The organism is Candidatus Paceibacterota bacterium (assembly GCA_028714635.1).
Classification (GTDB): Bacteria; Patescibacteriota; Minisyncoccia; order Phycocordibacterales; family JAQTLZ01; genus JAQTLZ01.
The window spans coordinates 108,120-129,766 of record JAQTLZ010000001.1 but is presented as its reverse complement, the minus strand read 5'-3'; the positions used below and the strand labels follow the sequence as shown (position 1 = coordinate 129,766).

Annotated in this window: 20 protein-coding genes; 7 read left to right on the top strand and 13 right to left on the bottom strand. The window is 44.3% G+C overall.

Annotation, left to right across the window (positions count from 1 at the left end; translation table 11 throughout):
• Positions 1-11 precede the first annotated feature (11 nt).
• From PHS53_00620 to PHS53_00600, 5 genes are all read right to left on the bottom strand, one after another.
• Positions 12-338 (bottom strand): KH domain-containing protein, encoded by a 327-nt coding sequence (locus PHS53_00620; GenBank protein MDD5356640.1) that lies wholly within the window; start codon positions 336-338, stop codon positions 12-14.
• Positions 339-440: 102 nt separating this feature from the next.
• Positions 441-3,599: a carbamoyl-phosphate synthase (glutamine-hydrolyzing) large subunit gene (gene carB / locus PHS53_00615; GenBank protein MDD5356639.1), complete on the bottom strand. Its 3,159-nt coding sequence runs from the start codon at positions 3,597-3,599 to the stop codon at positions 441-443.
• Between the two features lie 82 nt (positions 3,600-3,681).
• A complete protein-coding gene (gene carA, locus PHS53_00610; protein MDD5356638.1) occupies positions 3,682-4,737 on the bottom strand; it encodes a glutamine-hydrolyzing carbamoyl-phosphate synthase small subunit in 1,056 nt (351 codons plus the stop codon).
• Positions 4,738-4,950: 213 nt separating this feature from the next.
• Positions 4,951-5,409, bottom strand: a complete 459-nt coding sequence (gene rpsP, locus PHS53_00605; protein ID MDD5356637.1) for a 30S ribosomal protein S16 — start codon at positions 5,407-5,409, stop codon at positions 4,951-4,953.
• 23 nt (positions 5,410-5,432) lie between these two features.
• Positions 5,433-5,879 carry a hypothetical protein gene (locus PHS53_00600; GenBank protein ID MDD5356636.1) on the bottom strand — a complete coding sequence of 149 codons (447 nt, stop codon included), beginning with the start codon at positions 5,877-5,879 and terminating at the stop codon, positions 5,433-5,435.
• A 182-nt stretch (positions 5,880-6,061) separates the two neighbouring features.
• Between PHS53_00600 and rnr the strand changes: the two genes are divergently transcribed.
• Together rnr and PHS53_00590 are read left to right on the top strand one after the other, a co-directional pair.
• On the top strand, positions 6,062-8,086 hold the full coding sequence (rnr, locus tag PHS53_00595) for a ribonuclease R (protein ID MDD5356635.1): 2,025 nt from the start codon (positions 6,062-6,064) through the stop codon (positions 8,084-8,086).
• 63 nt (positions 8,087-8,149) lie between these two features.
• Positions 8,150-8,539: a hypothetical protein gene (locus tag PHS53_00590; protein MDD5356634.1), complete on the top strand. Its 390-nt coding sequence runs from the start codon at positions 8,150-8,152 to the stop codon at positions 8,537-8,539.
• A gap of 27 nt (positions 8,540-8,566) precedes the next feature.
• Here PHS53_00590 and PHS53_00585 read toward each other — a convergent pair whose 3' ends face one another.
• Complete coding sequence (locus PHS53_00585) at positions 8,567-10,141, bottom strand: hypothetical protein (GenBank protein MDD5356633.1); 1,575 nt, start codon at positions 10,139-10,141, stop codon at positions 8,567-8,569.
• Positions 10,142-10,183: 42 nt separating this feature from the next.
• Positions 10,184-12,451, bottom strand: coding sequence for an AAA family ATPase (locus PHS53_00580; protein ID MDD5356632.1), 2,268 nt, complete (start codon positions 12,449-12,451; stop codon positions 10,184-10,186).
• Between the two features lie 174 nt (positions 12,452-12,625).
• On the opposite strand from PHS53_00580, the gene PHS53_00575 reads away from it, so the two are divergent.
• The gene (locus PHS53_00575; protein MDD5356631.1) at positions 12,626-13,009 is read left to right on the top strand and encodes a hypothetical protein; all 384 of its coding nucleotides are present in this window, start codon (positions 12,626-12,628) and stop codon (positions 13,007-13,009) included.
• A 117-nt stretch (positions 13,010-13,126) separates the two neighbouring features.
• On the opposite strand, the gene rnc is transcribed toward PHS53_00575, so the two are convergent.
• From rnc to PHS53_00545, 6 genes are all read right to left on the bottom strand, one after another.
• Positions 13,127-13,813: a ribonuclease III gene (rnc, locus tag PHS53_00570; GenBank protein ID MDD5356630.1), complete on the bottom strand. Its 687-nt coding sequence runs from the start codon at positions 13,811-13,813 to the stop codon at positions 13,127-13,129.
• A 4-nt stretch (positions 13,814-13,817) separates the two neighbouring features.
• On the bottom strand, positions 13,818-14,720 hold the full coding sequence (gene nusB, locus PHS53_00565; GenBank protein MDD5356629.1) for a transcription antitermination factor NusB: 903 nt from the start codon (positions 14,718-14,720) through the stop codon (positions 13,818-13,820).
• Positions 14,721-14,788: 68 nt separating this feature from the next.
• Positions 14,789-14,998 carry a 50S ribosomal protein L32 gene (rpmF, locus tag PHS53_00560; protein MDD5356628.1) on the bottom strand — a complete coding sequence of 70 codons (210 nt, stop codon included), beginning with the start codon at positions 14,996-14,998 and terminating at the stop codon, positions 14,789-14,791.
• A gap of 111 nt (positions 14,999-15,109) precedes the next feature.
• The gene (locus PHS53_00555) at positions 15,110-15,565 is read right to left on the bottom strand and encodes a hypothetical protein (protein MDD5356627.1); all 456 of its coding nucleotides are present in this window, start codon (positions 15,563-15,565) and stop codon (positions 15,110-15,112) included.
• Between the two features lie 178 nt (positions 15,566-15,743).
• Positions 15,744-15,959, bottom strand: a complete 216-nt coding sequence (locus PHS53_00550; GenBank protein MDD5356626.1) for a hypothetical protein — start codon at positions 15,957-15,959, stop codon at positions 15,744-15,746.
• An 89-nt stretch (positions 15,960-16,048) separates the two neighbouring features.
• Complete coding sequence (locus PHS53_00545) at positions 16,049-16,675, bottom strand: ribonuclease HII (protein MDD5356625.1); 627 nt, start codon at positions 16,673-16,675, stop codon at positions 16,049-16,051.
• A gap of 95 nt (positions 16,676-16,770) precedes the next feature.
• Between PHS53_00545 and PHS53_00540 the strand changes: the two genes are divergently transcribed.
• The 4 genes from PHS53_00540 to PHS53_00525 all read left to right on the top strand — a co-directional run bounded on the left by PHS53_00540 (position 16,771) and on the right by PHS53_00525 (position 21,574).
• Positions 16,771-17,235 (top strand): hypothetical protein, encoded by a 465-nt coding sequence (locus PHS53_00540; protein ID MDD5356624.1) that lies wholly within the window; start codon positions 16,771-16,773, stop codon positions 17,233-17,235.
• 78 nt (positions 17,236-17,313) lie between these two features.
• Positions 17,314-17,670 (top strand): hypothetical protein, encoded by a 357-nt coding sequence (locus tag PHS53_00535; protein MDD5356623.1) that lies wholly within the window; start codon positions 17,314-17,316, stop codon positions 17,668-17,670.
• A gap of 143 nt (positions 17,671-17,813) precedes the next feature.
• A complete protein-coding gene (gene dnaE / locus PHS53_00530) occupies positions 17,814-21,119 on the top strand; it encodes a DNA polymerase III subunit alpha (GenBank protein MDD5356622.1) in 3,306 nt (1,101 codons plus the stop codon).
• A complete protein-coding gene (locus PHS53_00525) occupies positions 21,116-21,574 on the top strand; it encodes an HAD family hydrolase (protein MDD5356621.1) in 459 nt (152 codons plus the stop codon). Before dnaE ends, PHS53_00525 begins: the two co-directional genes overlap by 4 nt.
• Positions 21,575-21,647 lie beyond the last annotated feature (73 nt).

The following is a 21,647-nucleotide window of genomic DNA, read 5'->3' as shown; positions in this document are numbered from 1 at the left end:
AAATTTTTGTATTAGATCTTCAAATCCGCCATAGCTTCATCAACACTTTTCATATTCGGGGTTTGAGAGGGGTATTCTTTTTTCATTCCTCCTTCCGGCTCATTGATCTTCAAATTTACTCGAGCATTATTCTTCATTCCGACAACTCGCAGTAATGTTCGAATAGCCTTTGCAGTATTACCCATTCGTCCGATGATCTTTCCCATGTCCGCTGGATTGACAGAGAGAGTCATGAGAACTCCCATCTCATCCACCGTTCGCACAATCTTTACGTCCCCTGGATTGTCTACTAAAGCCTTCACTGTGTACTCGAGAAACTGCGTGTCTTGTTCGTTCATGATATTTGCCTTAAACCTCCACTTTTTGAGTGTGCGGTCGTTCTTGTAATGAAATTATAATACTGTAATTCGGAAAAATTATCAAGAACAGTAAAACCCTCGTTATTTCTTGTGTTTCTCCGCAAGCGCGACGATAAAAGCCTCGGCAAGCTGGCGATTGGTGATAAGAGGAATATTGTGATCAATCGCTTTGCGTCTGATGATAAAGCCGTCTTCGCGTTCGCGGGAAAGTGCTCGGGCCGGAATATTAATAATAAGGTCAAGATTCCCGCCTTCAATAAGCGAGAGCACATTCGGAGTTGAACCGGTGTGAATTTTAAAAACTTTTTCGCATTTTATATTCTGCTCATTCAAAAAATCAGCGGTATGTTCCGTCGCATAAAGAGTAAGTCCAAGCTGTGCAAGCAAGTGAAGCGCCGACAAAAGTTTTATTTTATTTTCTTCCTTGCCGAGCGAGATGAGCACATTTTTCTTCGGCAGCCGCATTCCCGATGCCTGCATTGAAGAAATAAGTGCTTCTCCAAATGAATCTCCGAAACAGGCCACCTCTCCCGTCGAACCCATCTCCACATAACCGATCGGATCAGCGCCTTTGATGCGTCCGTATGAAAATTGGGGTGACTTTACAACCACATGATCAAGGTCCAGCGTTTTATATTCCCCGCGCACATCCTTCCCGAGCATTGCCCGAGTGGCAATTTCGATAAAATTATATCCAGTAGCTTTTGAAACAAATGGAAAACTTCTCGAAGCCCGGACGTTGCATTCAATAACCTGAATACGATTATCTTTTGCCAAAAATTGAATATTAAATGGACCGGTAATTTCAAGCTCGGCAATCACCGCTTTTGTAATTTTTTTAGCGCGCCTCACTGTCTCAAGGAAGGTGCGTTGAGGAGGGAGCACAATTGTAGCATCACCGGAGTGAGTGCCGGCATTTTCCACGTGTTCGGTAATGGCATAAATGACAAGTTTTCCGTTTTGTGCAACGCCATCGATTTCTATCTCGCGTGCGTTCTCGATAAATTTTGAAATGACTACAGGATGATCACTTGAAATATCGGCCGCTTTTGCCAAACATTGAATAAGAGACTGCTCATCATAAGCAACACTCATAGCCGAACCGGAAAGCACATATGAAGGCCGGACCAAAACGGGATAGCCAAATTCACTCGCATAGCGAAGCGCCTTTTCTCTGTTGGTTGCCTCGATCCACTGCGGTTGATCAACTTCATGAAGATCAAGAAGTTTTGAGAATGTGTGCCTATCTTCCGCTCTATCAATATCATCGGGAGAGGTGCCGAGAATTTTCAAGCCGTTATTTTTGAGCAGAAGCGCAAGGTTATTGGCGATCTGCCCGCCAGTAGAAACTACAATTCCTTCAAGTTTTTCAAAATCCGCGATATCGAGCACTCGCTCAAGCGTAAGTTCTTCGAAATAAAGCCGATCCGATTCATCATAATCAGTGGAAACCGTTTCGGGATTGCAATTTATCATCACAGTCTGGCGTTTTTCTTTGCGAAGTGTTTTCAAAACCTGCACGCATGACCAATCAAATTCAACCGAAGATCCGATACAATATGGCCCGCTTCCAATAACAGCGATCTCCCGCTTCCCAGGTTTTACGTCATCTTCCGTACCATGGTAAGTCACATACAAATAATTTGTCCGCGCGGGAAATTCTCCGGCAAGGGTATCGATCTGTTTTACAACCGGCAGAATTTTTCTGCCTTTTCGAATGGTACGGATTCTTTCTTCCGTAGTTTTGTGAAGAGTTGCGATCTGGAGATCAGAAAATCCGTTCTGTTTCGCTTCCTTCAAAAGAGTGTCATCGAGTTTCCTGGCCTCTTGTATCTTCTCCTCTGTGAGAATGATATTTTTCATTTTTTCGAGAAACCACTTGTCGATCTTTGAAAGTTCATGGATTCTCGCAACGCTCATGCCCGAACGGAGTGCTTGAGCAATCGCAAAAATTCTTCGTGTGGTCGGCTCGCGTATCTCTCCCTCAACATCAGCGATTATAAATCCCCCATTATGCTGGGCGGTAAAACCATCTGCACCGATATTCAGCGACCGAATCCCCTTCTGAAGCACTTCCTCAAAACTTCTTCCGATCGCCATCACTTCCCCGACGCTTTTCATCTCCGTGCCGATACGCGTCGCGGCATTTTCAAATTTCGCCAAATCCCACCGCGGAATTTTCATGACGAGATAATCGAGCGCTGGTTCAAAGCATGCAGTCGTACTTTTCGTTACATTGTTTTTAAGCTCGGGCAAGGTGTATCCCAAAATAAGTTTTGCGGCGACGAATGCGAGCGGGTATCCAGTTGCTTTCGAAGCGAGAGCGGAAGAGCGCGAAAGCCGAGCATTCACTTCAATGACCCTATACTCGCTCGTTTCAGGATTGAGAGCGTATTGAATATTGCATTCACCAACAATTCCAAGATGGCGGATCGTTTTGATAGCCACTTCGCGAAGCATATGGTACTCGCGATTGGAAAGCGTTTGCGATGGCGCAACTACGATTGATTCGCCTGTGTGAATTCCCATCGGATCGACATTTTCCATATTACAAACAGTGATGCAGTTGTCAGACACATCCCGCACCACTTCATATTCAACTTCTTTCCATCCGCCAAGATATTCTTCGATGAGAACTTGTGAGACAGAGCGAAATACTTCTTTCGTTTTTATCTCAAGGTCTTTTTGATTTTTTATCATCCCTGAACCCTCGCCACCCAAAGCAAAACCAGAGCGCATCATGAGCGGAAAGCCGATTTTCTTGCCAGCTTCAAGGGCTTCTTTCGTATTCGATGTGGCAAAACTTCTCGCCGTGTGAACATCAATTTCTTTCAAGCGTTCCGTAAAAAGGGCGCGGTCTTCCGTATCGCGAATAGCTGAAGTTGGAGTTCCCAACACGATCACTTTATATTTTTCCAAAATTCCGCTTTCTTCAAGTTCGAGTCCGAGGTTCAGCGCCGTCTGTCCGCCAAAAGAAAGGGCGATGGCATCGGGGCGCTCATCGGCAATTATTTTCTCAGCATATTCCAAAGTGAGCGGGAGAAAATACACTTTATCGGCAAATCCTTCATCGGTTTGAACTGTCGCGATATTTGGATTCATGAGGACCACTCGAAGGCCGTCTTCTTTGAATGCTTTGATCGCCTGTGAGCCGGAATAATCAAATTCTCCCGCTTGGCCGATTTTGAGTCCGCCGGAACCAAGAAGAAGTATTGATTTTATTTTATGATTCTTTTTCATTTACCCGCCGAAATTTTCTACTATGACTTGTAACACATTAAATCTTTATAGAAAATTGGATTAATTGATTAAGGATTTTTATTTATGCACCCGAAAACTTTGGCGGGTGAATCTTGATCGAATTTAAAAATTCATCGAAGATCCACGCGGTATCTGTCGGACCCGGTGCTGCTTCCGGATGAAATTGAACGGCTCGAAAAGGGAGAGATTTGTGCATAATACCCTCCACACTTCCATCATTCGCGTTGGTAAACCACACCTTCCAATCTTTCGGCAGACTTTTTGCGTTTACCGCAAATCCATGATTCTGCGAAGTGATATAGCACCTTCCTGTGAGGAGGTCCGTGCAAGGCTGATTTTGCGAGCGATGTCCATATTTTAATTTGAACGTCTTCCCGCCTGAAGCAAGGGCGAGAAGCTGGTTTCCAAGACAAATACCGAGGATTGGCTTTTTCATTTTCATCGCCTTTTGGATATTCTCAATTGTCGTTGTGCACATCGCGGGATCGCCGGGACCATTGGAAATAAAAAGGGCGTCATATTTTTCTTTCGTAAAATCATAATTCCAGGGCACGCGAACAACGGTAACACCGTCGCGGGCAAGAGAGCGTGCGATATTTTCTTTCATTCCGCAATCAATAGCAATGATTTTTATCTTGCCCGAGCCATATTTTTGTTTCTCTTTTGTGGAAACTTTTGCGACAAGATTTTCTTCATTCGGATCGGTAAATTTTTTCGGCACTTCTTCGGCAAGCGCACCAAGCATCACTCCGCGTTCGCGAAGTTTTTTGGTGATTGCGCGCGTATCGACTCCGGTAATTGCCGGGATTTTAGCTTTTTTGAGCCACTCTGCGAGAGATTGTTTCGCTTCGTGGTGCGAATAATTTTCTGAATATTCCGATACTACAAGTCCGGCAATTTGAATTTTTTTTGATTCGAACAAAGAAGAACTTGGTACGCCGTAATTTCCAATGAGCGGATAGGTACAGACGAGAATTTGGCCTGCATAGGACGGGTCGGTCAGACTTTCCACATATCCAACCATGCTCGTATTAAAAACTACTTCGCCGTTCATCGAAACTGGTGCGCCAAAGCTTTTTCCTTCGTATGATGACCCGTCTTCAAGAAATAATTTCATAAAGTAGAAAAAATCCCCTGAAAGGGGAAATAATGAAAACTATTCTTTGGGGAATTTTGCTTTGTTGGTTTTTGGAAGACTTTCTGTATACCGAGGCTCATTAAAAACATACTATACACCTTTTTAGAGAAAAAACAAAAGCTAAATTTAATGCGACACACATGTTAGCGAAGGAAAAGCCCGCGACTAACGTCGCGGGCTTTTCGAATTTAATTATGCTTTTGCTTCCTCTTTTTTCTCTTCTTTTGGAGCTTCAGGAGCAGCCTCCGCCTTAGGAGCCTCTGGTGCCTTCGCAGCCTCCTCTTTCTTAATAGGAGATTTCTTTGGCAGTACGTTTCGTTTCTTTCCGGTAATGATTTTCTGGCTAATGAGGAAATTGTGCATCGTGTCGGTTGGTTCCGCGCCCTGTGCAATCCAGTGCTTTACTCGCTCTGCATCCACAGTCTGTCGTTCATGGCTTCGAGCATCAAAAGAGCCGAGTACTTCAAGGTACTTTCCGCTCTTGGTAGAGTTCTTAGAATCAGTCAAAACAACCCGGAAAACCGGTTCATGCTTGCGTCCTACTCGCTGTAATCTGATTTTTAACACCCGAAGATAGTAGCAAAATGAGCCTGAAAGGTCAAATTTGGGCAAATGAAAAAGCCTCGCATGTAGGAGCCGAAGCTTTTCCATACGAGGCCAGTATCCCAACCTTACTACTTTTTTTGTCTCTCCTCCCAACTGGTAACCGGAGCGATGTTCCCTTCACGGATTCGCCAATACAAATTTTCGAGATCATTCTCGTCGCCGCCGTTGAGGGTAGAAAGCCGGAGGTAATACTCTGGACCACTACCACTTGGACGAAGATCCAGAAAACCGCGGGCTCGTCCTTCTTCATGGACGACCTCATCAGGAACATCTTGGTACTCTCCTGTGCAACGATGAGCCACTTTCAGCCAAGAGGCAGAGAGGCTGAAAAACTCCACCGATTCGAAAAAATCCTCGGGAATCGACTCACCTGATTCCATGGTGAAAAAAAGCCTGCCAAATTTATCCCGGGAAAGCGGAAAGTTTTTCTCTCCCCAATAAATACTCCCTGGCGCAACGTCTCGGAACTTTTCATTCTGTGCAACGCCCGCCTTAAGGTACACTCGAATCTGCATGCTACTACTCCTTTCTTTTTCGCTCCGTCTTTTTCCGCGGGGTTTTGGCCTCCGACGGGACTAGATGCGATGCCTGCTGGATTCCAATCCAACAATAACAGTATATTATCATTTTTATATACTTATGTCAATATTTACTTTAAACCCTTACAAAACAAGGTATTTTCTGCTATAGTAGCCGAATGCACAAAAAGACTCAAGGCGGACACGAGAAACACGGCAAAAAGACCGATAAACCCCACTCAAAGTCTCATCACGACAAAACTCCAATCAAAGGCCCGCTTCTCATGGGAAGTATTTTTGTTACTGCAAAAGGTGTTGGATATGCTGAAATTCAAGGCGCCCCAGAAAGTGCAGAGGATATTGAAATTGCTCCGGAACATTTAAATACTGCTCTCAATAACGACGAAGTAGAAATCGGCCTGTTCCCTCTCGCACCCGGCAAACGACAAACTGGAAAAGTCGTACGGATTATAAAGCGAGCGAAAAATACTTTCGTCGGCACAATTCATATCAACAAAAACACTGTTTTTCTTATTCCTGACGACAAAAAAGTTTACAAAGATATTTATATTACCGACACGGGCACCGATAAGCGGATGAAAAATAAGATGAAAGCGCAGGTAGAAATTACCGAGTGGACAGATCCGGAAAGAAATCCGAAAGGAAAAATTATAAAAATAATCGGCAAGAAAGGCGACAATGATGCAGAAATGCATTCAATCGTCCTCGAAAAAGGATTCGACACCGACTTCCCTCCTGAAGTTGAGGCTGAAGCGGAGCATATCGAGAGAACTGAAAAGCCGATTCCGCAAGCAGAGATAGCAAAGCGAAAAGATTTCCGCCATACGCTCACTTTTACCATTGACCCTGTTGATGCGAAAGATTTCGACGATGCGATTTCTTACAAGCCACTCGAAGACGGTAATGCAGAGATCGGCGTGCATATTGCTGATGTTTCGCACTATGTGCGAGAAGGGACCGCGCTTGACCGCGAAGCAGTCAAGCGCGGGTTTTCCGTCTACCTTGTAGACCGCACTATTCCCATGCTTCCCGAAGTTCTCTCAAATGATATTTGTTCTTTAAACCCCCGCGAAGACAAGCTTACTTTCTCGGCAGTATTTATTATCGACAAAAATGCAAAAGTAAAATCAAGCTGGTTTGGAAAGACGATCATAAATTCCGACAAACGCTGGAGCTATGAAGAAGCGCAGGAAAGAATTAATCAGGGTAGCGGTGAATATGCAAAAGAACTTATCGAACTCAACCGTCTTGCAAAAATAATGCAGAAAGAAAAATTTAGTGCTGGCGCAATTGATTTTGAGCAGACTGAAGTAAAATTCGAGCTCGATGAAACGGGAAAGCCCATTCGAGTTTATAAAAAAGAACGGCTCGACACCCACAAACTCGTCGAGGAATATATGCTTCTTGCAAACCGAGGCGTAGCAGAGTTTATTTCAAAAGCATACAAAGCGGAAGGAAAGACAAATGCCGCGATGATCTACCGCATTCACGATCTGCCAAACGCAGAAAAAATTAAAGATCTTGCAGTATTTATCAAAGCGCTCGGATATGAGCTCGAAGAAAAAAATGGAGAAATTCATTCGAAAGATCTTACAAAACTTCTCACTTCTATCGAAGGAAAACCAGAGGCGGGACTCATCAGAACTGCAGCAATCAGAAGCATGGCAAAAGCCGTCTATTCGACCCAGAATGTCGGACATTTCGGGTTGGCCTTCAAATACTACACCCACTTCACTTCCCCGATCCGCCGATATGCCGACCTCATGGTGCACCGCCTTCTCGCACGGCATTTGAATAAAGAGCCGATCCAATCAGGTGAAATTGCTCGCTACCAATCCCTCGCGACCAAAAATACCGAGAGAGAAATTTCTGCTGCCGAAGCGGAGCGAGCAAGTATCAAATACAAGCAGGTTGAATTCATGCAGGATAAAGTCGGCCAAGTATTTGACGGAATTATTTCCGGCGTGACTGAATGGGGCATCTATATTGAAGAAAAAGACACGCGATGCGAAGGAATGATCCGCCTCCGAGATCTCACTGACGACTATTACAAACTCGATCAGAAAAATTACACCCTCGTCGGAGAAAAGAAACACAAAAAATATCGCTTGGGCGACAGCGTGAAATTCCGCGTCATGAAAGCGGATCTTGAAGCGAAAACGCTTGATTTTGCTCTTGTATAAGGTAAGGTGGAGACAGAAACACTGTGTTCGATAGATTTTAATACTAGCCGAGGAGGAAGGAACATGGACAAGAGCAAACTTGCCAAGATTCCACGCCTTCTTCGGCACTTGGAATCTTTTGTGGGAAAAAATCTTGCAGCTTCACTGCGAGATCAGATCCGAGCAGAGGATCTACGGAAAGAAATCACGGTTATTACGAAAGAGTGCCGAAGAACGAAAATGTCTCGGACCTTGCCACTTCTCGACGAGATGGTCTCACTCGCCCTCTCTGGTCTTCATGCGTCCGAAAGAGAACACGGAAGTATCATAAGTACGCGACAGGAGATCGTGGATATTCTCATCGAAAATTTTTGCACAGAACCAAATCAGTCAAGCGTGTATTACCTCTTATTTACATTAGGTAAAATAACACAACAAGAATTCGAGACGCTGCGCCTTCAGGGCAGAATCTGAACAACCCACCCTTGCCCGGTGGGATTTTTAATACGTCTCGTCGCGTTTTTCTTTCAAGAATGAGAGAAACCCGTCTGACGTAGCGAGCACAAGCTTGAACGGCACTTCAATAAGAAAATCCATCACAAAGACGAAGACATTTACTGAAGCAAATTTCACAGAAAGCCATCTGCCCATTCGCACGATCGGAAAAGTAAAAACATTCCAAAGAAGAGTCAGGGTTTTTTCGTCTTCGTCCCGAATCCTCCATCTTTCTGCATTGTAGCGGATACGCAGGCCGAAATAACTGACAAATGTAAGGAAGGTTAAGAAAAGTAAAATACCGACAACATTGAATCCGAGAGACAGGAGGACCCACAAAATACAGCCGAAACTTACAAGGAAAAGAAGTCCGTAAAGCAAGAAAAATGTCGTATCGAGAAGAATGCCGGATGTTGAGGGTTTTACGTACATTTTCTTCACATCGCTCGAATAGAGGACCTTGTGAATTCCCTCGGTAATTTTTTTCGTATTTTTCTCACCGAGAGGTTTTATATTTCTAGTCATCAGAAAGAGGAGAAACGGGTGAAAAAGAATATTAGTTACGAATGCAACATAATTGACAGAGTGGATGTAGAAAAGTTCATACGGCAACTCAAGGAGAAATGCCAGAATGATTTTAGTGCAAAAAACATATACGATAGCGCGCTTCCCGCTTTTTTTGATGCGGTTATTTTCTTTTTTGTATTTTTTATCGAGAACTTCAGAAATATCGCCGTCAAGATGGTGCTTATCGGACAAAACCTGCTCGCTTTCAGCGCCGTATTTATCGATAATTTCTTTGAGCACCGAAAAATAGAGCCCGTGATTTCGAAGCTTCGCTTGGATCTGAAAACGGATAGGATCTTCGATTTCAAGGATAATATTTTTGATGAGCACGAAAAAATCGATGTTCAGTTTTTGCAAATCCGCTTCACTGGAAATAACCGGCCATTCCGGGACAGATTTCAGCCAAAGCGCATAAAAGACAGTCGGATCATCATCTTGAAGAAGCAGGCGACGGCACGCAATATAAAGTTGTCTGCCGAATTGCATATTGGAAAGCTCGCCTGAATATTTTATTGAGCCTTTGACAGTCGAATAAAAAGCCTCGACAAGAAGATTGTCGTTGGGACGCGGAAACAAGAAGAGATCTATTTCGGTTGCTGCGAGATTAATGAGACGGCTTTTTAATTTCAAATTCCGAAGCAGTTTTGGGCCAATATGTTTTTTGACGATAAGAAATCTATTCAAGATTCGCTGAATGTCTTTTGCAACATCCGCGCCCACGCGATCGTTCGGCAAATATCCCCCGCCAACCAACTCTTCGAGAAGAGAAAGACCGACGTTATTATCGATCTCGATCATCACTTTTCGCTTGATGATTCTTTCGATTGCAGAACGGCGAATCGTATGTTCTTCTTTATAATCAACAAAATAGCGCACTTTTTCATAAAAAGCGCCGGCTTTTCCCGTTAATTTATTGACCTTAATAAAAGCATCGCTAGAACCACCGAAAGAGCCAGTTTTCCCCGACTGGTGCTTAAGATCGTCTACAAGCCTTTGTATAGCAGGTGAAAACATTTAGGCGTAGATTCTAGCCGATTTTGGGCCTAAAAGCGAGTATTATTTAGCGACAGCTGCTGCTTCTTCAAAAGCAATAGAGAGAAGCTTTGAGATACCGTCAGAACCCATTGTGATCCCATAAAGAATTCCGGCACGAGACATTGTCTCTCGATTGTGAGTGATGAGAATAAGCTGGGAATATTTCGAAAGATTTTCGATCATATCTCCGTATTTTTTTGAATTTGCTTCATCGAGCGCGGCGTCTGTTTCGTCAAGAATAATGAATGGCGGAGGATTCACTTGAGAGACCGCAAAAATAAGGGCGATGGAAGTAAGCGCTCGCTCGCCTCCGGAAAGCATCGTCAATCCTTTCACTTTCTTGTGCGGAAGGGTTACGGAAATATCAATTCCTTCTTTTCCTTCCTCTTCAGGATCGCCCATTTCTTCTGGCACTTCATCCATTCCTTCCAAATCTAAATCCGTCAAAGCTTTCTTTCTCTTCACTTCTCGAACCACCTCAAGCGCTGCCGTTCCACCTCCAAACATAAGCGCGAAAAATTCCTGGAATTGCTTGTTAATTTTTAAGACTCCCTCTTTGAATTCAATATCAAGACGCTGTTCAAGCTCTTTAATGAGAATTTCAAGCGATGCAGAGGACTTTTTAAGATCTTCGAGCTCACGGGTCAAAAAAGCTTCGCGCTCGGATACTTCACGAAATTCTTTCATAATATCATCTGCTCCGCCTCCTCCTGCGTCTTCCAGACGTACTTTAATTTTTTCAATTCTCTTTCGACGTTCTTGTTGTCCAGATCTTTCAGTCTCAAGCACCTCTCCCTCTATTTTGAAATTTTCGTACTCAACAATTGCCCGCCCCACAAGATGCCCCGCTTCCCCAAGTTCACGCTTAAAATCTTCTTCATCATGATGATACAGTTCTTCCCGCACCTTAAGTACGCTGAGTTCCCCATGAATCTGATTCTGCTCGGCCATGATCTTGAAAATCGCTTTCTCGGCATCCCGGCTCGAATCTTTTTCCTTTTCAATGTCATTTTTGAGCGTTTCGTAAGCTTTGTGATACCCCGCTTCTTCCTTTTTGTCTTTTTCGATCTCTACTTCGATGCCCTTCTTTTCAGAATTCAGCCGTGTTAATTCAGCCTCGGCATCTTCAATTTCTTTCGGCGCACCTCCTTGTTTTTTGTCTGAAATAAATCGAGCGAAAATATCTCGGATACTTTTCAAAATTCCTCGCACCTTTGACAGATCTTCACTTCCCTCTGCCTCACGCAAAGTTTCATCAATTTTTTTACTCAAATCTTCGACATCTTTGAGATGCACCAATTTCTCATCAGCATTTCCAAGCGCGTGTTTAGCTTTCTCTCTACGCCTTTCTTCCGCAGAAATATTTCCTTCAAGTCGTCCGAGCGAACGGGAAAGAACATCCAGATTTTCCCGGACAATCCGGATCTTTCCTTCAAGAGATACCAACTCATTGCTTTTCTTGTCTTTAGTACCAGATTCAGAAAGTACAGCCTTTGCAGATCCAAGCTCGCGTTCGAGTTTTGCGAGAGCTTCAGTCGGGCCACGCTTTGCATCTCCCAAAGTCTTTTTTTCATGTTTCAAATATGCATCTTCTCGTTTGAAATATTCGAGATACAGATTCGTGAGCTCATCTTTCATCACCAGCGCTTTCTCAACCTTCTCAACCTGCTTTTTCAAAAAAGTGAGATGCGGAGTGATTTCTCGGCGAAGCGACTCAACTGATTTAATATTTTCTTCTGTCTTTTCGAGTTTCCGCTCGCTTTCTGCTCGTTTGTATTGATAAATTTTAAGTCCAAGCGCATCCTCAACCATCTCGCGACGTTCCTTTAAATTTGCGTTCAAAATCCTGTCCGCTTCGCCTTGGGAAATGATGTGGTGGCCAGATGAGCCGATATGCGCTTTCGCTAAAATCTCAATAATATCTCTGAGGCGCACAGCTGAACCATTGATGAGGTATTCATTCACCCCATCTCGATGAACTACGCGCTCGATCGAAACATCGTCAAAATCAATATCCAAAACACGTTTCCGATTATCAAAAACCACTTTTACGCTAGCGCGATTCTGTCGCCCGGCTTCTTTTGTGCCGTTAAAAATGAGGTCTTCCCCGCGCTTGCCTCGCATTGATTTGATAGACTGCTCGCCCAAAACAAACCGAAACGCTTCGGCGATGTTTGATTTTCCAGAGCCGTTGGGACCCACAATAGAGGCAATCGGTGAATTGAAATCCAGCGTGCTTTTCTTCCCGAAAGATTTAAAGCCAGAAATCTCAAGCGATTTTAAATACATGGCTATAAATGTAGCATTTTTTTACTGTGTTTCAAAACAAGTTATACCGAGAGTAGATTGACAAAAACAGAAAAAAGTATCTAATGATAGACGGGAAATTGGAGTTCTTGGGTTACAAGGGGGGGGGGAACAATGAGTACAGTCACGGATCGGAGCTGCTCCTCTAAAAAAGGAGTGGCTAAAGAAAAGCGCGTTCGCGGAAAAGGTCAGAGGAAAGCCGTCGGCATCGGCTTAACTCAAAAAGCTCAAAGTCAGAAACACGAGCAACCTCTTCTTCGAATTGTACCGCCGGAAGAGGAATCGCCCGGAGAAGTTGTCGTCAGGTTGGTGGATTGGAGCCCGGAGCTCGCTTCCATCTCAAGAATAATGGAGAGGACAGTCGAGCCTGTGCAGTCGGCGATTCTCGCCGAGATTGGACCGCCTCCGTACAAAGTCTTATTTGCGACTGGAAAAGGAAGAGAGCAATGTTTCCTCATCGCAAACAAAGACGGGAAGGATTTCCGCGACTCCGGCGAGAATTCCTCTTACGTCAACGCGGCATATTTTCAACCGCTTTGAGGATTCACATTGACCGTTTCGTGCTCGCGCGCGACTCGGTCATTTTTATTTTATCCGACTCCCTTCTGAAGAAGGTCGCTGGATAAGTGTCGAGTTGAAGGTTACTTCAACTCTACCTTACCATCCGCTGGTCTTGAGTGCTCCTTCAGCCGCTTTTTGCTCAGCTTCTTGCTTTGACTTCCCCTCTCCTTCAGCGAGGCATGCTTCATTGAGATAGACACCGATGAGAAAATGTTTATCGTGATCTGGTCCTGATTCTCGGATGGTTTTATACGCAGGCGTGACTCCTGTTTTTTCTTGTGCCAATTCCTGAAAACGGCTTTTTGCATCGATCCAGGCACCTTGCGCGACAATCGAATCAATGAGACCGAAAATATTTTCTGAGATAAATTGTTTTGCTACTTCGTATCCTTGGTCAATATAAATTGCTCCGATCACAGATTCCATGGTATCTGCCAAGATTGATTGTCGCGCTCGGCCGGTATCTCTCGCTTCGCCTTTCGAAAGAAGAAGATAATCGTTGAAACCTAGGGACTCTGCAACGCCAGAAAGCGTCACTGCGTTCACAAGAGATGCTCGATAGGAAGTAAGATCGCCTTCTTGATTGTCGGGATATTTGTGATAAAGATATTCGGTCACGATAAGCTCAAGCACTGCGTCACCCAAAAATTCCAGTCGTTCGTTGTGAGCCATTTTAAGAGAGCGATTTTCATTCAAATAGGAACGATGAATAAAAGCTTGTTTGAGAAGCTCTTTGTTTTGAAATGTTACTCCAATTTTTTTTTCAAAAACGCCTAAATCCATAGAATTATTTTGCCTTCAATAAGATATTCACTGCTTTGGTGATAATAGGAACGAGATCATCGTAGAGCGTGAGCTCGCCGATTTTTTCAAGAGGAAACCATTTTGCATCATCCAACCCGCCAAGTTTCTGCAATTTCAAAGTTTCAAACGGAGAAGTGCATTCTGCGAGAAAATAAACAACTGATTTTCTAATCTTTTTCTTTTCTTTGTTGTAGGTAATGTAGGAATTCTCGCCAAGTTTTTGTTTGATATCAATATCGACTCCCATTTCTTCTTTTATCTCTCGACAAGTTGCTTTTTCATCGTCCTCACCCGATTCAAGTTTACCTTTCGAAAGCGTCCAGTGTTTGAAAATATCGTGGACAAAAGCGAGATACATCTGGTTCCCCTTTTTCATATAGACGACTGCTCCGCCAAGCTTTTCAATGGGCGCTTTGTCATCCGGCACCTCGTCTTTTTTCTTCTTTGACGTTTCGTCTTTACCCGGCTCACCAAGTTCTTTATAAACTGCGCCCAAGACTCCGTTTACAAATTTGCCCGATGTCTCTCCGCCGAATGTTTTTGCAAGCTCGATCGATTCATTGATAGCAACTTTTGCCGGCACTTCTCCGCGATCTGAAAAAAGAAGTTCGTAAAGTCCGATGCGGAGAATATTTCTATCTACGATTGAAATTTTATCTATCGGCCAGTCCGGCGCCGCTTTTTCAATAATCGCGTCAATATCTTTTTTCTTTTCGAGAATATGCTGAGTGAGAGATTTCATAAATGAAAAATCTCCCATCCCAGGGGCAAACTCTTCGGCATTTCTTTCGAGCACGGCAGATGCATCAGAGGCAGGAAGTCCTCTGAAATCCATTTCAAACATGGACTGCATCACTATACTTCTGGAAAGGTGCCTATTGGCCATTTATAGCTTATTAGCTAAGAACTTCTCCCTCAAAACACGAAACAAAACTCAAAAACTACCTCGAAAAACTATCTTTTAGCGGCAGTTTTTGCTTTCTTTTCTTTCTTGGCAATTTTTGCCAAAACATCGATAACCACCCGGCCTTTATATTTGCCGCAATTGGTGCACATGGTGTGATTCATACGCATTGCGCCGCAATCTGGGCACTTCGATACACGCATCGAAACGAGCGCATGATGTGAGCGCCTGTTTCCTGTATGAGCACGTGTATGTCGCATTCGTACTACCATATTCCGAACAGTATACTCAATTTACAGAAAAACACAACACTTAAGAGATGCGTGAAGCCCTCCCGAACAATCTTGTTGAGGGAGGGCTTTTAGGACACTTTACGCGCGGGACTTTGGTCTCTGCGGAGAACGAAATGGCTGAGAAGGACTTTCGGAGGCGGGCTTGCTCGCCGCTGTCGCAACCCCCTCTTTCTTTTCACCTTTCTTCTCGTCCTTGGGCTTCTCCGGCGGAGTGAGTGTGACAACAAACCGCCGATCTTCATCCTGCCACTCAAACTTGAACACTCCATTTTTCTCCTCCCCTGTGCAAGTTGGTTCACTAGTGACAATTCTGCAAAGCGAGAGCTCACCCCCGCAAAGCGGCCTCTCCAACCTATCCTTGACGTGTATAACCGTCAAAGGATCCTCCAACAAATCCACCTGAATTACTCCTGCGCTGAGAGACAAGTTCTTGATTATACCCCTGACTTCGGAGTAGCCCAGCGTTTGCCAATGAAGCATCCCGCCTTTGAGACCGGCAAGAGTGGCCTCAACTAGCTGTTGCTCAAAAGCCATGACACTATCCTCCTTTCTGCGCATTCGCGCCCACGAGACCTGTTCCCTGTTCACAAGGAACTTACCCTTTTAATTATACCAGAGTAAAACCAAAAAATCCGCAAGAGCGGAAAAATTCAAAAAAAGTGTCCCCCCGGTGAGAAAGGAGGGAGCACAATGCGAACGGAGTTGAATGGAGCTATTTGCAAGCGGACGGGACATCGAAACGATGACGAAACAGCTTTGCAGCCCTCTTTGAGAAGAATTCGGAGCGATCAACGCTACTCATCCTTCCAAGAATCTGAAGCAGCTCAACAGCTGCAGGCCGTTCCGATGTTCCACCGAAATCCCAATCTGATTTCCCTACTTTTGGATCCACATCACCCACTTGTGGATTGAGAATCGAGCTTGTCATGGCCGTTCCCTCCTTCGAGAGTGTGAATGGAAAAACTCCAATTTAACTGCACAATGTTGCTGATATCTATTTTACTCTCTTTTCCACAGTTAGCTGTGGATAACTTGTGGGGATGCTGTGGGTAAGGAGTGGAGAAAACTCTTGCGATGAATCTCCGAAACGCCCCATTTTTTAAGACTTTTATAGTGAAGTTTGGTGCCATAGCCTTTGTGGATTTCAAAGCCGTAACCGGGATATTTTTTTGAAAGTCGAGCCATTTTTCTATCGCGATGAACTTTAGCGATAACAGATGCAAGAGAAATGATTTTTACTTTCGAATCGCCTCCGATAATTGTTTTCTGATTTTTAAATTCTTTGGGAGCGTAAAGCGAGCCGTCTAAAAAAATTTCGCATTCGCTCGGAATTACTTCGAGTTTTTTCAAGCAGTTTTTGAGCGCGCGCCGTACGGCGCGCGCGAGTCCAATTTTGTCTATCGTAAAATTTTGAACTGATGAAATCGAAAATTGGATGGCACCTTTTTCTTTTTCTGATTTTGCGATTTTTGACCACTTTTCACGCACCTTTTCGGTAAGCTGTTTTGAATCCCGGACCCCGCGAAAAATTTCCGAGAAATTTTTCGCTGCCCCCTTCTCCACCATAACTGCGCACAAAGTTACCGGCCCCGCCAAAGGCCCCCGTCCCACCTCATCAATTCCAATACTATACTTGACGACCATTTAAAAATCTTACCACGTTTTTTCGCGTTTTGAATATGTGATAAATTATAAAGAGATTTGACATCATTCGAGACAACCATTGGGAGGAATCGCACATGGAAGAGAGAACGGCGCCGTGGGTCAATCTGCGAAAGGACGCAAAAGGACAGGTGTTTTTGAGCGGAACTTTTGATGTTAGCCCTCCCAATCGATTGGGAGGAAAATGGAATGCGAGAATCAACCTGGATCATAAGACAGGGGAATTGGCCGGAGCATTTAAGACTGAAAAGGGGCGCCGTGCCCGCGCTTGGGTAGTAATAGGCAAGCTCGAAGGAAAGAGGTTCTGGTTTTGCCTAAAAGAGAGATCGGAAGAGGACGACATCATCTTCATTTTCGAAAGACATGCAGAAGAAAAAATCTGCCGAGGCCTCTGGGCATATCTTCTCTTTCTTGATCAAGATGATGCGACCAATCAATCCTTGAAAGAAATTGCGCAGGAACTCGGAAAGGATATGATCGGAGGAGAAGTCTCTTGTAGCCTTCCCCTCCCCACCGATAAGTTCCCCAGATTTCGAATATAGTTCGTTCACGACCCGCCTTTACTGGCTGGTCGTTTTTTCTTGCCCACAATTGACGAACGAGTACCGGATGCTATCTTTATGCGAGGAAAAAGCACAACAAACCACGGGGAGGATACCATGAGCGCAAAGAGGTGCATCAATCCGAGATTTGCGATTGGAGCAGCAATCGGGAGGAAAAGAGAAGAGTGCGGCATACCTCGGGAAGAATTCGTTCGCCGAGTGAAGGTGGATAGGATAGACGCGGATCTCCTCGAGGAAATCGAGAAAGGCGAAGAAAACTTGGAAATCGCCAGTTGGAGATTCATCATCAAGTCCGCGGAGGTCTTGGGGATGTCACTGGAAGAGTTGCTTACAAGTGCCCGCCCAACAGAAATCTCCATGGAGCGATTCCTGTTGGAACTTTTCTGTGACGAAATACGAGAACGTCACGAATAACGTGGTTCAAGAGAACCTCTTCGACTGTATTTGACCCGCCTCTGGTGGGTCAATTTTTTGTTATACTACATCCACAATGCCCTCGAAATTCGTCCACCCCGGTAGCACATCAGAGATGGCTACGGGGCAAGCCTCCATACAAAATGTCTAAATTTATCCACTTACATACACATTCACATTACAGCTTATTGCAGGCCCTGCCCAAAATCCCAGAGCTTGTTTCAGCTGCAAAAGATGCCGGGATGAACGCTCTTGCTCTTACCGATAATGGAAATCTCTACGGTGCCATCGAATTCTATCAAGCCTGCAAAAAAGCTGGGATAAAACCCATCATTGGCGTTGATGCATACGTCGCGCTTCGTACCCGACAAGACAAGCAAGCTGGAGTGGACAACAGACGCACTCGGCTCGTCCTTTTGGCAAAAAGCGAAACGGGATATAAAAATTTGATACAGCTTGTCACTCGCGCAAACATTGAGGGCTTTTATTACCGGCCTCGCATTGATAGAGAGCTTCTTAAGCAAAATCATAATGGTCTCGTCTGCATTATGCCCGCTTTTAATGGAGAACTTTCGGGAGCGTTAAAAATCCACGATACGGAGAAAGCGAAAGAAATTGCTCACTGGTATCAGGAAATTTTCGACCGTGATCTCTATCTTGAAATTACCCATCATCCGGAAATTGAAGGGCATGAAGCACTCGTGAAAGAAATTGTTGAATTTGGAAAAGCAGAAAAAATCCCCGTTGTCGCTACGAACGATGTCTATTATCTTTCACTGAATGACAGAAAAGCACGAAATACGCTTCTCTCGATACAAAATAATGGCGAAGTAGGAGAACGAAATGCGTTTGGAGACGACGAACCCGACCTTTCTTTTATCAAAGAATCACTGGCGGAAGAATTTTTCAAAGATTTTCCTGAAGCTGTCGAAAATACGATTAAAGTTGCCGAAAAATGCAATTTGGAATTGACGCTTGGTACTTGGTATTTTCCAGATATGAAAATTGAGAGCGGACGGACACCGGATGAAGAATTACGGCATCTTGTAATTGAAGGCCTCAAGACGCGAAAAATGGAGGCAACGGAAGAAGTGAAAAAACGATACGAATACGAGCTTGAGGTCATCAAAAACAAAGGATACTCAAAATATTTCCTCGTCGTGGGAGACCTTTTGCGTTTTGCCCATGAAAATAAAATTTTGACCACCATTCGAGGTTCGGTCGCGGGCTCGCTTGTCACCTACCTCGCAGGAATTACGAATGTAAATCCGCTTGAATATAAAATTCCGTTCGAACGATTTTTAAACCCCGAACGCCCTTCCGCTCCCGATATCGATATGGATTACGCCGATAACCGCCGAGACGAAGTGATTGCTTACGCCCGCAAAAAATACGGAGAGGAACATGTCGCCCAGATCGGAACATTCGGAACGATGATGGCTCGAGGCTCTGTCCGCGACGTTGCCCGAGCGCTTGGCTTTGCATATTCCGAAGGTGATCGGCTGGCAAAACTTATTCCGATGGGCGCACAAGGATTTCCTATGACGATAGACAGGGCACTCGAAGACGTTCCGGAACTCAAAGAAACATACGACAAAGAGGCCGATGCAAAAACCATCATCGATATGGCAAAAAAAATCGAGGGTTGTGCTCGGCACGTTGGAGTCCATGCCGCAGGTGTGGTTATCGCTCCAACTCCCCTTACCGATTACACCCCGCTTCAGTTTGATCCCAAAGGCGAAGGGAAAATCATCACTCAATACGATATGTACAGCGTCGGAGAAGATGGCGTCGGACTTCTGAAATTCGACTTTCTCGGAATCAAAAATCTTTCTATTCTTGCGAGTTCGGTTGATCTCGTAGAGAAAATTCTCGGCCAGAAAATCGATATTGAGCATGTTCCGCTCAATGACAAGAAAACATTTGAAATGTTAGCACGCGGAGAAACGATCGGGCTTTTCCAATTGAATGGTTCAGGCCTTACGAAATTTTTGAAAGACCTTCGCCCCTCGACAATTCTTGATATAAACGCAATGGTGGCGCTGTATCGCCCAGGACCGCTTGAATCAATCCCTCGGTATATCGAGCGCAAGCATAATCCCCTTCTCATCCGCTATCTTGATCCGCGAATGAAAGATATCCTCGACCAAAGTTACGGAGTGATCACCTACCAGGACGACGTGCTTCTCATTGCCGTAAAAATCGGAGGTTATTCATGGCTTGAAGCGGACAAGCTTCGAAAAGCCATGGGAAAGAAAATTCCAGCTGAAATGGAGGCGCAGAAAGAGAAACTTCAATCTGCTTTTGTCAAAAATGGCATGAGTAAAGAAAAAGCGGAAGAGCTTTGGAAACTTATCGAGCCTTTCGCTGCATACGGATTCAACAAAGCCCACGCTGCGAGCTATGGACGTGTCGCATACCAGACCGCATATATGAAAGCGAATTTCCCTGCTATCTACATGGCGGCAGTGCTCACAGCCGACGCCGGAGATGTGGAGAAAATCGCCGAGTTCATCGCGGAATGCAAGCGCATGGGAATTCCCGTGCTTCCACCTTCTATCAACGAAAGTTTCCAGGATTTTACTGTTGTTAAGAAAGAAGAGGAAACCAATCGTGTTATTTTGGATGAAATTCAAGAAGGGAGTGAGCACCGCGACCAAGCTGTAGTTAATACTACTGCGCGTGGAGCGGGCGGAGCTTCCGACGCAGAAGTTCGCCAAAATGGCACGATTGGAAAAGATAAGATTCGGTTCGGGCTCAACACGATTAAGAACTTTGGAGAAGGCATCGCGAAAGTAATCATCGAAGAAAGAAAAACGAACGGACAATTCAAATCCCTCGTCGATTTCCTCGATCGTATAAAGGATAAAAATTTAAATAAAAAATCACTCGAAGCGCTCATCAAATGCGGAGCGATGGACGAACTTGGCGAAAGAGGAACAATGCTCGGAAATCTTGAAGATATCCTTACTTATAACAAAGAGAAAAATAAGATCAAAAATCAGGATTCCCTTTTCGGTGGAATCGCGGGCGAGCACGAAAATCTCACGTTGAAATCAATGCCTCCTGCGGAACAAAAAGACAAGCTCGCGTGGGAAAAAGAGCTTCTCGGCCTCTATGTGTCTGGCCATCCGCTCGATAATTTCAAAGAAAAGCTTGCAGGAAAAATTTCCATTCAGAAAATAAAAGAAACAATGAAAGAAGGCATGATGACCGTTGTCTCCGGCATTGTAGAAGAAGTGAAACCGATACAGACCAAAAAAGGCGATCAAATGGCATTTATCAAGCTCTCTGATATGAGCGGAACGATGGAAGTGGTCGTCTTCGCACGTACCCTTGCAGAATTTAAAGCATTCCTTCTTCCCGAAGCCTGCATAGCGATTAAAGGCAAGGTTTCAATGCGAAATGGAGAATTTTCGCTTCTCTCTGAAGCAGTGAAGAAATTATGACCGAAGAAAAATCATGGATTATTTTTGACTGGGGACGCACTCTCTATGATGCAGAAAATGCTGATCTATTTCCCGACGCTATTGAAATCCTTGAATATTTGAAAAGTAAATATCATCTGGCTATTGTTTCTCTTGCTAAAAAAGACGGAGATATCGAAAGACGAAAAGCTATCGTAAAAGAAAAGGACTTGGAAAAATATTTTGAATATGTTGCTTTTACGGACGAAAATAAAGATGCTTTATATGAAAAAACGGTACAGCAATTCAAAATGAAGCCGGAAAAGACAGTGATTATCGACGACAGAATGTTCCGAGGAATACAATGGGGAAATAAATTCGGAGCAACAACGATCTGGCTCCAAAAAGGAAAATTCGAGAATGAATTGCCGAATGAAGAAACCGGCCTTCCCACTTTTACAATAAAAGATCTGAAGGAATTGAAGGCTATTCTTTAGGAAAATTCTTCTCGCGGAAGCAATGAAAAAAATTATAAAAAACTACACAAATTTTCTTAGTGTAGTTAATCCT